The following is a 12,846-nucleotide window of genomic DNA, read 5'->3' as shown; positions in this document are numbered from 1 at the left end:
GGTAAATATGAATACAAATCTTGCAAAATATATTGATCATACCCTATTAAAACCAGAATCAACAAAAAAACAAATTGATAAAATTATCGAAGAAGCAATACAATATGAGTTTGCTTCTGTATGTATTAATCCTACATGGGTTGCTCATTGTTATGAACGACTAAAGAATACTTCGGTAAAGGTTTGTACAGTTATAGGTTTTCCTCTAGGTGCAACATCTACAGAAACGAAAGTATTTGAAACAATGCAAGCAATTAAAGATGGTGCTACAGAAGTGGATATGGTCATAAACATTGGTGAATTAAAATCGGGAAATTTAGAAAAGGTAAAAAATGATATAGTAGCTGTAGTTCAAGCGACTAAAGGGGATGCTTTGACGAAAGTGATTATCGAAACATCGCTTTTAACGGATGAGGAAAAAATAACGGCATGTAAACTTGCAAAAGAAGCCGGTGCTAACTACGTTAAAACTTCAACGGGTTTTTCGAATGGTGGGGCAACGATTGAGGATATTAGGTTAATGCGTGAAACAGTTGGCCCAGATATGGGGGTAAAAGCATCTGGCGGTGTTCGAGATTTACAAACGATGAAAGCGATGATAGAAGCTGGTGCAACCCGCATCGGTGCTAGCGCCGGTGTGGAGATTTTAAAGGGGAATGAAGGAGTGGATGGATATTAATAAGATTGCCCATCTTACTTAATATTACATTCATACACATGTGAATAATCAGTTGACCTATTAATATTATTATATTATACTTTATAGTGGCATATATGAAATAATACATGTCATTAAATTTTTGGTTCTTTGCTTCGGAGGGAGGGAAATTAGCATGTCAAATACAACTCGCGTTCGTAAAAACGAGTCTCTTGAAGATGCTCTTCGTCGCTTTAAACGTAGTGTGTCAAAAAGTGGTACACTATCAGAATATCGTAAGCGTGAATACTATGAAAAACCTAGCGTTCGCCGTAAGAAAAAATCTGAAGCTGCTAGAAAGCGTAAATATTAAAGAGGGTGCAGACTCATGTCATTACTCGAAAAATTAAACGAAGATATGAAGCAAGCGATGAAGAATAGAGATAAAGAAACGCTAGGCGTAATTCGCATGATAAAAGCTTCAATACAGAATGAATCGATTAAACTTGGAAAAGATACACTAACAGAAGATGAAGATTTAACCATCTTGTCTAGAGAGGTAAAACAAAGAAAAGATTCCCTCCAAGAATTTAAATCTGCTGGACGCGATGATCTTGTTAAAAAAATGGAAACAGAGATTTCTATCGTTCAAAGATATATGCCTGAACAACTTTCTGAGGGAGAGCTCTCAGAAATAATTCAGCAAACGATTCAGGAAGTAAATGCAACAACTAAGAAAGATATGGGGAAAGTAATGAGCGCAGTAATGCCGAAAGTGAAAGGTAAAGCTGACGGTTCCCAGATAAAAGATATTGTTTTAAAATATTTAAATTAAGAAAAAGGTTCTTATCTTTAGATAGGAACCTTTTTTGCCAGTTAAGAAAGAATCAAAATCTTTCTTGTCTTAGCGAATGCCATGATTTCTAATTAATATGGGAAAGCCCTTTATATTCCACCTAAACGGGCAGCAAGACTCTCACCTTAAGCTTCTGGGAAAGAAGGTAAGGCGAGAGATCAACTGCCCGTAAAGCTCCGATAAGTGCGAATAACCATCAGTGGAGGATGAAGGAAAACACCTACTGATGGAAATTTACTTTATATGAAACTTTTTGAAATAGTTTCCGTATTACTTATTAAAGGAGGTGATAATATTTGCGGAATAACTTCATAAAATTATACATAGTTCTGATAGGGATTGTTTTTTCTTTTTCTTTCTTCAACGTACAAGAAGTAGTTCATGCGAATAAAGATGATGGAAGTGGTAAAACAGTTTATGTCATTCCAATCGAACGAGAGGTAGAACGTGGTTTAGAAGCTTTTCTAAAAAGAACAACCAATGAGGCAATGGAATCAGGTGCAGATCATATTATTTTTGAAATTGATACACCTGGTGGAAGAGTTGATTCAGCTGGTCAAATTGGTACAATACTACAGGATTTAAAGGTTCCTACCACTTCGTTTATTATTAATGAAGCATTATCCGCGGGTTCTTACATTGCATTAAATACAGATAAAATTTATTTTGTACCACATGCAACAATGGGAGCGAGTGGGGTAATAAATGGAGATGGTACTGCTGCCGATGAAAAGGCACAGTCAGCTTGGAAAAAAAGAATGGCAGCAGCAGCGGAATCAAAAGGTAGGGATCCAATCTATGCAGAAGCTATGGCCGATTCTAGTATAGATTTGCCAGAGTACGGTGCTCCTGAAGGTTCATTTTTAACGTTGGGGCCAACGGATGCATTGGAAGTAGGTTATGCGGAAGGAATAGTAAACGATAGGGTGGAACTACTCCATCAATTAGGTTTGGATAACGCTAACGCTACAATTATTGAAACAAATCCTACGTTAGCAGAAGAAGTGGCAAGGTTTTTAACGAATCCTATTGTATACTCCATATTACTATCAGTAGCAAGTCTTGGTCTTATTGTTGAATTATATTCACCGGGTTTTGGTATTCCTGGTATTATGGGCTTAACAGCATTACTTCTCTTTTTCTATGGACATATCGTTGCTGGGTTAGCAGGAATGGAAGCAATTATATTATTGTTATTAGGTATTGCTCTTATTGTTGCAGAGCTTTTCGTTCCCGGTGGTATACTTGGAATACTTGGTATAGGAGCTATTCTTGTTTCCTTATTCATGTCTGGTTATGATATTGGTCAAATGTCTATAAGTGTTGGAATTGCGTTCTTGGTAGCCGTTATTGCAAGTATCATTTTACTTAGAAGAATAGGTATGGATAAGGGGGTTTTTAGACATATCATTCTTAAGGATAGTACATCCACTGAATTAGGGTATGTTTCCTATTCCAACCGATTGGAGCTTGTAGATAAAGAAGGTATAGCCGTAACTTCCTTAAGACCCTCAGGAATAGCTGATATTGAAGATGAGCGTGTTGATGTTGTTTCAGATGGTAGCTTTATTGACAAAGGAAGTCAAATAAAAGTAGTGAAGGTAGAAGGTGTAAGAGTTGTTGTAAGAGAAAAAAACAATTATTAGGAGGAAATTAGATGTTGATTTACGATTTAATGCCGCTTATAATCATTGCAATTATTATCATTGCGGTAGTTATATTATTTACATTTATTCCAGTAGCACTTTGGATTAGCGCATTAGCAGCTGGGGTAAAAGTTAGTATTTTCACGTTAGTTGGTATGCGTTTACGTCGAGTAGTGCCGAACAGGGTTATTAACCCATTAATTAAAGCTCATAAGGCAGGATTAAATGTGAAAATTAACCAACTAGAGAGTCATTATTTAGCAGGTGGGAATGTTGACCGTGTTGTTAATGCGTTAATTGCTGCACACCGAGCGAATATTGAGCTTAGCTTTGAAAGGGCAGCAGCAATTGATTTAGCAGGTCGTGATGTTCTTGAAGCGGTACAAATGAGTGTTAACCCAGAAGTGATTGAAACTCCTTTTATTTCTGGTATTGCTATTGATGGTATAGAAGTGAAGGCAAAAGCAAGAATAACTGTTCGTGCCAATATTGATCGTTTAGTCGGTGGTGCCGGCGAAGAAACCATCATTGCTCGTGTAGGTGAAGGGGTTGTTAGTACAATCGGTGGTTCTGAAACACATGCAAAAGTACTAGAAAATCCTGACTCTATTTCTCATACTGTATTAGAAAAGGGACTTGATGCTGGAACAGCGTTTGAAATCCTATCCATTGATATTGCAGATGTGGACATCGGTAAAAACATTGGAGCTATTTTACAAACTGACCAGGCTGAAGCAGATAAAAATATTGCACAGGCTAAAGCAGAGGAACGTCGTGCAATGGCAGTAGCTCAAGAACAAGAAATGGTGGCCCGTGTTCAAGAAATGCGTGCTAGAGTAGTAGAAGCGGAAGCAGATGTACCGCTAGCATTAGCAGAAGCACTTCGCTCTGGAAAAATGGGTGTCATGGACTATCTAAATTACCAAAATATCAATGCAGATACTGATATGCGCGATTCTATTGGTAAATTGTCTAAAGAAAATGATGACGATCATGAAAATAATTAATCACTTCCATGTGAAAGGAAGGGTAACATGGATGCAATATTAGATGCGATTTTTAGTAACTTCTTTTTAATTCTAGTTATCCTCTCAGGAATATTTAGTTTTTTTAAAAAGAATGCTGAAGAACAAAAGAAAAATAAAAAGCCTAATAAGCCAAAAACTATACCGAAAACAGTCCAAACTTCTTCAAGGAAGACACAAACAACGAATAAAAGACCTGTTTACACTTCCAAAATGGAAGATACAATGGAAGAATCCGTACAACAGCCTTCTATTGGGGAACAACAAAAAGCCCAAATGGAACGTTTAGCCAAAAAAATTAATACAAATAAAGAAATTGGTCGAACAATAGAACAAGGTCCGAGCTTCTCAAATTCTGAAATATTGAAAACCAAGAAGATCAAGAAACGTTCAGATTTTAATATGCAATTAAAAAGCAATGACCTAGTTCAGGGTATTATTTTGTCCGAAGTATTAGGTTCACCGCGTTCAAAGAAACCTTACCGTTCTGTTATAAAGGAAAGAAAAGTAAAATAAAATAATGAAGAATGCCACCAGCGAAGAAATTATTTATAGCTGGTGGCTTTTTTAATTTCTTGATTAATGGATTAGTTAAGTTCTTAACTATTTATTTGATACATAAGATGGAAATGAGAGGGGGATGCATACGTGAAAAAATTCAGGCAACGTGTCCAATCATTATTAATTAATTCTTTTGCACTTCCTTCTGATGTGATCCTTGAGTTACCTCGGATTACAGTAATTGGACAGATTCACGTGTATATAGAAAATCACCAAGGGTTGGTAACGTATTCTGACACGGAATTAAAATTAAATTTTTATCCAATTAATTTTGTTGTAGCAATAGGAGGAGGAAATGAGACAGGTACAGGGGACTTTTTTTAGCGGGTATGTCACGATTCTAGTTAAAGGAAATTATCCTGAATTATTTTTCCAAGAATGTACAAAAAAAGGGATAACCGTTTGGAATATAAGAAAAGTTGAACAAGATGCTTGTGAAGGTAATGTTAGATTGAAAGATATTAGTCATTTAAGATTAATTATTAGGGGCACACATTATAAATTAACTTTTATTAATAAGAAAGGTTACCCTTTTATCTTCAATAGATTTATTAAGAAAAGACCCCTCTTATTAGCAATCTTTTTAAGTGTCTTATTAGCTTTTTTCTTATCTAATATTCTTTGGAAAGTGGAGATTACCGGTGTACCTAAAGATATTGAAGAAAAAATAATTAAACAATTAGATGAATATGGAATTCATCGAGGTGCTTGGATGTTCTCCATAGACCAACCTAATTTAATTCAGCAAAAATTAGTTGAAGATGTTCCTGAACTCTTATGGGTTGGTGTAAATCAAAGAGGGACAACCTATTCCCTTGAAGGAGTAGAAAAACTAATTGTTAAGGAAGAGGAAAAACAAGGGCCTCGAAATCTTATAGCTACAAAAAAGGGTGTAATAAAAAAAATGTATGTAGCTAAAGGACTTCCGATGGTTCAAGTAAATGATTATGTTGAACCGGGAGATTTACTAGTATCGGGCAAAATTAGTTCGAATGATCAAGAGGAAGAAAGTGAGAAAGAGAAGGAGAAAAAAGTTAATTATGTTGCCGCAGAAGGAGAAATTACTGCTGAGACTTGGTATGAAGTAAAAGTTGCATCCCCCATAGAATATAGTTATGAAGAACTGACAGGCAATAAAGAAACCAAATATTATATTCAAATTGCGGATTTTAAATTTCCGGTTTGGGGTTTCGGAGATCCAGAATATGAACAAATTCATTATGATACGAAAGTAAGTTCGATTAATTTTTTGAAGTGGGAATTGCCGATAAAAATTGTAGATACCGTTCTAAGTGAGAAGGTATCCTATAAAGGAGAAAGAACAAAAGAAGAAGCAATCCAAACAGGAATGGAACAAGCTAGGTCAGAATTATTGTTAAAGTTAGGAAAAGATGCCAAAATAATGTCAGAAAAAGTTTTGCATGAACGTATGGAGAATGGTAAAGTTAAAATGAATATAATATTTACAGTTGAGGAAAATATTGCACGTGTACAACCTATAAAGTGAAACACACTCAGGTGGGGATCTTATCCTGACTGAATGTTAGTTGAACTTATCAGGGCTCTACTGGCTGCCTGTCCCGATAAATGGGGTATTGCGGACAGTTAAGACGTGATAAATCAAGGAGATTAGCTATGGCTGAACATTTAACAGAAATTAATTTGCATGTTGCAGATCCTAATGAAGCATTGGCTTTATTTGGTACTAATGACAAACACTTGAAATTAATAGAAAAGAAACTACAGGTCTCTATTGTATCAAGAGGTGAACTTGTTAGGGTTTCAGGTGATGATTACGCAATTAAGCTTGTGCAAGAAATTTTAACAAGCCTATTAACCATTGTCAGGAAAGGAATTACTATTTCTGAACGTGACATCGTTTATGCTGTTGATTTAGCTAAGGTAGGGAAAATTAATCAATTAGAAACGCTTTTTGAAGATGAAATCACAAAAAATGCAAACGGTAAATCGATTAGAGTTAAAACCCTTGGTCAGAAGAATTACATTTCAGCAATTAAATCTAAAGATTTGGTATTTGGAATTGGTCCAGCTGGAACTGGTAAAACTTATTTAGCTGTTGTTATGGCTGTACATGCATTAAAAAAAGGAGAAGTAAAACGAATTATCCTTACTCGTCCAGCAGTTGAAGCTGGCGAAAGCCTTGGTTTTTTACCAGGGGATTTGAAAGAAAAAGTTGATCCTTATTTACGTCCTTTATATGATGCATTACATGATGTTTTAGGGGCAGAACATACTTTGCGCCTAGTCGAAAGGGAAACGATTGAAATTGCTCCATTAGCGTATATGCGAGGAAGAACATTGGATGATGCATTTGTAATATTAGATGAAGCACAAAATACAACAACGGCACAAATGAAAATGTTCTTAACGAGGTTAGGGTTTGGTTCCAAAATGGTTATTACAGGAGATATCACACAAATTGATTTACCTAAAGGGGCCACATCTGGATTAAAAGTTGCTAAAGACTTATTAACAGATGTCAAAGATATTTCGTTTGTATATTTACAACAATCAGATGTAGTTAGACATCCTTTGGTACAGAAAATAATTGAAGCCTATGAAAAAGCGATTCATGATATACAATAAGATGTAAGACCCTCGCATCCATGGGTCTTATTTCTGTATCATGAATGAATTTAGGGGTGATACAATTGAAAAAGAAATGGTTTCGTTCACTATTTAAAAAGCACACCTCTGGACTTTTCATTATTCCATCGGTAGTCTTGTTAGGTATTTTCTTCTTTTTTATTACATTAGATAATGTAAACACTAAGACATACGATATTACTCGCTTTAGTACAGCAAAAGAAACGATTCGTTCCCCAATTACGATAGAGGATGAAAAAGAAACAGAACGAAAAACAAGGGAGACGGTTCAATCTGTTTCCGATCGATATCTTGTATCTGATGAAGTAACGAAAGAAAGAATTAGTTTTGCAGAAGAAATAAGAGAAGCGATACATACGCTTCATGAAGAAGGCAAAGAAGTTACAGATAATAAACCAATGACAGGACAAGAAAAGGTTCAAAAATTAAATCAATTGTTATCAGAAGATATTTCTATGTCGGTAAAGGACCAAACTTTTTTACAATTAATTGAGGCTTCTAAAGAAGACCGGGAAAAAGGTTTTACATTATTAATCCAAGCTCTCCGTGAAACGTTGAATGATGGAGTGAGAACTGAGAATTTACAAACCGCCATTGCTAATGTTCAGGATAAAATTAAATATTCTACCCTAAACGATAATATTAAAAAACCACTGACGGAACTAACTAAATTTCTTGTAGTGGAAAATTCATTCTTTGACGTGGAACAAACGATGGAAGCAAGGAAGGAAGCTGCAGGAAGTGTTGATCCAGTTATGATTAGGGCTGGAGAAGTTATTGTACGTGAGGGACAAACTATTACTAATCAAATCTATGAGAATCTTGAATTAGTTGGTGTTCTTGACAGTCAGAGGAATATTTTCCCTCTATTAGGTATGTTGTTATTAATTGTTCTTATTTCACTAGTAATCGGTTTTGAAATGTATCGAATGAACAAAGATAATAATTTGGATAATAATAAAATAATTACGATTGTTATCGTTACCGTTATTGGGATTGCCCTAATGAAAATAGTTAGTCTATATACGGAGGAGTATAATGAAATTTTTTATATCGTACCGATTGCGACTAGTGCTTTATTATTAAAACTTTTAATAAATGAACGAATGGCATTTGTAATGGCTATTATTTATGCGATTTTAGCTGGCTTTATTTTCAATGGGAAAATCACGGGATATTTAAATGCGGAAGCGGGTCTTTACATATTAATTTCACAGGTCGCGGGTTTATACTTTCTGATGAATGTGAAAGATAGAACTGCAATTCTAAAGTCTGGGCTAGGGATTATGGTTGTAAATACGATGACCGTACTTCTATTTATATTTTTGTCTTTTGAAAAATATTCCATACAAGATCTTTTTATTCAATTAGGGTTTGCTATGTTTGCTGCATTCTTATCGGCTGTGCTTACGATTGGATTACTTCCATTCTTTGAAGCGGGATTAAATATGCTATCTGATGTGAAATTACTACAACTGTCTAATCCTAATCAACCATTATTAAAAAAGTTATTGACTGAGGCACCAGGTACGTACCATCATTCAGTTATGGTTGCTAATTTAAGTGAAACAGCTTGTGAAGCTATAGGGGCGAATGGTTTATTGGCAAGAGTCGGTGCATACTATCACGATATTGGCAAAACCGTGAAACCTCATTATTTTGTAGAAAATCAATTATCCATTCAAAATCCACATGATTTTATTAGTCCAAAGCAGAGTGCAGAAATCATAATTCGTCATCCGTATGACGGTGCAAACTATTTAAAAAAATATAAAATGCCTAAAGAGATCATAGACATTGCACTACAGCATCATGGAACATCTTTATTAAAATACTTTTATTTTAAAGAAAAGGAAAAAAATAATCATGTGAAAGAACTGGACTTTAGGTACCCTGGTCCAAAACCACAAACGAAAGAAGCAGCGATAATCAATATATGTGATTCAGTGGAGGCAGCAGTCCGTTCATTAAAAGAACCAACGGAAGAAAAAATAGAGGATATTATCACGTCTATTATTCATGATCGTATGTCTGATGGGCAACTAGATGAAAGTCCTCTTACACTAAAGGAACTAAAAATTATTCAACAAACGTTATTCGATACATTAAAAGGAATATTTCATTCCAGAATTCAATATCCAAAAGAGGAGGAAAAATAATGAATATAGATTTTCAAGATAATACGCAGAATATGGACAAAGAGATTATTGATTTACTAGAACGTTTACTTCAATTTGCAGCAGAAAAGGAAAATATAAACGAAGAGGCCGAGATTTCGATTAATTTTGTTACTAATAAAGAAATTCAAGAAATTAATAGAGATTATCGAGGTAAGGATACTCCAACTGATGTTATTTCATTTGCAATGCAGGAGTCCGTTGAAGGCGAATTAGAGATTATCGATGAAGATATGGATATCCCAGAAACGCTTGGTGATATCATTATCTCTATTGAGAAAGCGAAAGAGCAAGCAGAAGAATATAATCATTCTTATGAAAGAGAATTAGGTTTTCTCGCAGTACATGGACTTCTTCATTTACTCGGTTATGATCACATGAATGAACAAGATGAAAAGAAAATGTTTGCAAGGCAAGAAGAAATCCTAGGTGAATTTGGTCTTGAAAGATAAGAAAAAAAAGATTGGTTTTTCGCATGCGTGGAATGGGATTAAGGAAACCGTAAAAAATGAATACAATTTTCGTATTCATTTGGCGGCCACCCTTGTTGTAGTCGTTTGCGGATTTATATTTGAAATTTCATTGTTAGAATGGATGTTTGTGTTTTTCGCGATTGGTTTGGTATTAGTTACTGAAATGATTAACAGTGTAACCGAAGCTATAGTTGATTACATAAAACCGGAATATCACCCGCAAGCCAAATATATAAAAGATGCTGCAGCGGGTGCAGTTCTTATTTCTGTAATTATTGCGGTCATCATTGGTACAATTATTTTTATTCCAAGTTTATATAAGTTATTATGATAATAAGTCCTTTTCTATAGGGCTTATTTTTTAGCGATTAAAAACTAGAAAATTATCCCACCTCAAGCTAAGAAGGTTGGTTGGAGACCAACTGCCCGTAAAGGTCCGAAAAGTACGACTAACCATCAGAGAGGATGAAGAACCCCCACTGATGGAAGTTTTCTTTAGCAGGTAGGAAAGTATAAAAATCTTTCCCGTCTACATAAGTGCAACTAAGGCATTCGCCCAACCTAATAGCGAATGCCAAGTTTTCTAATATAAAGTATGAAAGATTGCACAAGTTATAGTATGATATGTATAAATCTGACGTTCGTGGAGGTTGCAACATGGAAAATAATAATTACAAATCGGGGTTTATTGCTATAATAGGTCGACCAAATGTTGGAAAATCAACATTTTTAAATAAAGTCATTGGACAAAAAATTGCTATTATGAGTGATAAACCGCAAACAACACGAAATAAAATTCAAGGTGTTTTAACTACGAATGATGCACAAATGGTTTTTATTGATACACCGGGAATTCACAAACCAAAACATCGTTTAGGCGACTTTATGGTTCAAGTAGCTGAGAACACACTAAATGAAGTAGATGCAGTTATCTTTATGATTAACGCGAAAGAAGGGTACGGAAGAGGAGATCAATTTATTATGGATTTGCTACAAAAGGCAAAAACTCCCGTGTTTCTAGTTATTAATAAAATTGATTTAATTCATCCAGATGATTTATTCCCTTTAATCGATGAATATAAGGATAAAGTCGACTTTGATGAAATTATTCCCATCTCGGCTTTACAAGGAAATAATGTTACACATTTACTAGATGTATTAAAAGGCCATTTACCTGAGGGACCACAATATTATCCTGAAGAGCAAATTACTGACCACCCAGAAAGGTTTATTATAACGGAATTAATAAGAGAAAAAGTGTTGGAATTAACAAGAGAAGAAATACCTCATTCTATCGCAGTTGTATTGGAAAACCTGGAACAAAGGGAATCAAACGCTGTTTTTATACAAGCAACTATTGTTACGGAAAGGAAAACACAAAAAGGAATCCTTATTGGTAAACAAGGAAGTATGCTAAAAGAAATTGGGAAGAAAGCTCGGAAAGATATCGAAGCCTTACTAGGATCAAAAGTATATCTTGAATTATGGGTGAAAGTTAAGAAGGATTGGCGAAATAAACAAAGTCAATTATATGAATTTGGATTCCGTAAAGATGAGTACTAATTGAATTGGTAAACGCGCGTTCAAAAAGGGCCGAGATCGGCAAAATGCGCTACATGCTATTGCCACGCTAGCCCTACACATAGCGATGAGTCTTGCCAATGAGTATCGTTAGTACCGAAGTGTCATTTTCACCGGTCTTTTTGAACGACCTTATACATGGTAAATTTTAATACTTATGATTGTTTGAGTCTGGGTCAACCTAAGTATACGTTACATTATCACAAACTTACTGAAAGGTGGTTTTTTTCGTGATTGACCTTACATGGAAACTCTTTAAAGAAACTGGAAGTATTGAATCGTATTTATTGTTTAAGGAGCTAGAAAACGATCAGCATGATTCTAATGAATTCGGTCAAATGGAAAACGATAAAGAATCATCGTTAGAATCGAATTTATAATGTAACCTTAGTTTTAGATCCGTTCTCGGCATATCTATTTGGAGATGGTGAATTGATATGCTTGAAAAAATTAATGGAATTATAATGAAATCCAAAGATTATGGCGAAACACATAGAATAGTAACCATTTTTAGTAAGAAGTTTGGAAAAATTACTGCATTGGCCAGAGGTGCAAAAAAGCCAAAAAGTAGAATGGCTGCGGTGACCCAGCCATTCATATTTGCCCAATTTTTTATTTACGTTAACAAAGGTTTAAGTACCATTCAACAGGGCGAAATTATTAATTCAAATCGTTCTATTCGTGAAGATATTATAAAGACGGCCTATACTGCTTATGTTATGGAGTTAACAGATAAAATATTGGAAGATCGACAAGGTGAGCCCTATATTTTTGAGCAATTACAACATACAATGGATTATATTGCAGAAAATGAGGCTTGTGAGATACCTGTTATTATGTATGAAATGAAATTATATAAAAAAGGTGGATTTGCACCAAAGGTAGACAGTTGTGTCAATTGCGGCAGAAAAGAGGAACTTGTTGCTTTTTCTATAAACGAAGGAGGTCTATTATGTTCTCGTTGCAGACATATAGATCCAGAATCAACTTTTCTACCCAAACCATTGCCTAAACTACTATACATTTTTTCCGAAATCGGGTTGGAAAGAGTGAATAATATCTCAGTTAAGGATGAAAATAAAAATATAATGAGACAAATTCTAGATAATTACTATGATCGTTATGGTGGATACTATATCAAGGCAAGAAAATTTTTAAACCAATTGGATTTGTTGAAATAATTCGCTATGTGTAAAATAGTTCTCGGGGATTTGAAACAAAATTCTAGAAAAAAAAGAAAAGGCGCTCTATCATAAATGTAT

The 12,846-nt window shown here is 34.8% G+C and carries 15 protein-coding genes; all 15 read left to right on the top strand.

Annotated elements, in window-relative coordinates; all coding sequences use genetic code 11:
• The first annotated feature begins 7 nt into the window (after window positions 1-7).
• The 15 genes from deoC (at window position 8) to recO (ending at window position 12,765) form a co-directional block, all read left to right on the top strand.
• Entirely contained in the window at window positions 8-679 is a 672-nt protein-coding gene (gene deoC / locus ACFQ18_RS16335) for a deoxyribose-phosphate aldolase (protein ID WP_047183792.1), read from the top strand.
• Window positions 680-833: 154 nt separating this feature from the next.
• Window positions 834-1,010, top strand: a complete 177-nt coding sequence (gene rpsU / locus ACFQ18_RS16330) for a 30S ribosomal protein S21 (protein WP_047183793.1) — start codon at window positions 834-836, stop codon at window positions 1,008-1,010.
• A 15-nt stretch (window positions 1,011-1,025) separates the two neighbouring features.
• On the top strand, window positions 1,026-1,472 hold the full coding sequence (locus tag ACFQ18_RS16325; protein WP_047183794.1) for a GatB/YqeY domain-containing protein: 447 nt from the start codon (window positions 1,026-1,028) through the stop codon (window positions 1,470-1,472).
• Between the two features lie 317 nt (window positions 1,473-1,789).
• Window positions 1,790-3,139, top strand: coding sequence for an NfeD family protein (locus tag ACFQ18_RS16320; protein WP_052771608.1), 1,350 nt, complete (start codon window positions 1,790-1,792; stop codon window positions 3,137-3,139).
• An 11-nt stretch (window positions 3,140-3,150) separates the two neighbouring features.
• Window positions 3,151-4,146 (top strand): flotillin-like protein FloA, encoded by a 996-nt coding sequence (gene floA, locus ACFQ18_RS16315; RefSeq protein ID WP_047183795.1) that lies wholly within the window; start codon window positions 3,151-3,153, stop codon window positions 4,144-4,146.
• 27 nt (window positions 4,147-4,173) lie between these two features.
• Window positions 4,174-4,680: a hypothetical protein gene (locus ACFQ18_RS16310; RefSeq protein ID WP_047183796.1), complete on the top strand. Its 507-nt coding sequence runs from the start codon at window positions 4,174-4,176 to the stop codon at window positions 4,678-4,680.
• 132 nt (window positions 4,681-4,812) lie between these two features.
• Complete coding sequence (locus ACFQ18_RS16305) at window positions 4,813-5,049, top strand: YabP/YqfC family sporulation protein (protein WP_204798689.1); 237 nt, start codon at window positions 4,813-4,815, stop codon at window positions 5,047-5,049.
• A complete protein-coding gene (yqfD, locus tag ACFQ18_RS16300; RefSeq protein WP_047183798.1) occupies window positions 5,021-6,232 on the top strand; it encodes a sporulation protein YqfD in 1,212 nt (403 codons plus the stop codon). Before ACFQ18_RS16305 ends, yqfD begins: the two co-directional genes overlap by 29 nt.
• Window positions 6,233-6,360: 128 nt before the next feature.
• Window positions 6,361-7,332, top strand: coding sequence for a PhoH family protein (locus ACFQ18_RS16295; protein ID WP_047183799.1), 972 nt, complete (start codon window positions 6,361-6,363; stop codon window positions 7,330-7,332).
• Window positions 7,333-7,388: 56 nt separating this feature from the next.
• Window positions 7,389-9,512, top strand: a complete 2,124-nt coding sequence (locus tag ACFQ18_RS16290) for an HD family phosphohydrolase (RefSeq protein WP_379566764.1) — start codon at window positions 7,389-7,391, stop codon at window positions 9,510-9,512.
• The gene (gene ybeY / locus ACFQ18_RS16285) at window positions 9,512-9,982 is read left to right on the top strand and encodes an rRNA maturation RNase YbeY (protein WP_047183800.1); all 471 of its coding nucleotides are present in this window, start codon (window positions 9,512-9,514) and stop codon (window positions 9,980-9,982) included. Before ACFQ18_RS16290 ends, ybeY begins: the two co-directional genes overlap by 1 nt.
• Complete coding sequence (locus tag ACFQ18_RS16280; protein WP_047183801.1) at window positions 9,972-10,334, top strand: diacylglycerol kinase family protein; 363 nt, start codon at window positions 9,972-9,974, stop codon at window positions 10,332-10,334. The genes ybeY and ACFQ18_RS16280 overlap by 11 nt, the downstream gene beginning before the upstream one ends.
• A 326-nt stretch (window positions 10,335-10,660) precedes the next feature.
• Window positions 10,661-11,566 (top strand): GTPase Era, encoded by a 906-nt coding sequence (era, locus tag ACFQ18_RS16275; protein WP_047183802.1) that lies wholly within the window; start codon window positions 10,661-10,663, stop codon window positions 11,564-11,566.
• Window positions 11,567-11,814: 248 nt separating this feature from the next.
• Complete coding sequence (locus tag ACFQ18_RS16270) at window positions 11,815-11,964, top strand: YqzL family protein (RefSeq protein ID WP_083452541.1); 150 nt, start codon at window positions 11,815-11,817, stop codon at window positions 11,962-11,964.
• A gap of 57 nt (window positions 11,965-12,021) precedes the next feature.
• On the top strand, window positions 12,022-12,765 hold the full coding sequence (gene recO, locus ACFQ18_RS16265; RefSeq protein WP_047183803.1) for a DNA repair protein RecO: 744 nt from the start codon (window positions 12,022-12,024) through the stop codon (window positions 12,763-12,765).
• Window positions 12,766-12,846: the final 81 nt, after the last annotated feature.

Source organism: Oceanobacillus caeni (assembly GCF_042678465.1).
Lineage (GTDB): Bacteria > Bacillota > Bacilli > Bacillales > Amphibacillaceae > Oceanobacillus > Oceanobacillus caeni.
This window is presented reverse-complemented; position numbering and strand designations above follow the sequence as displayed.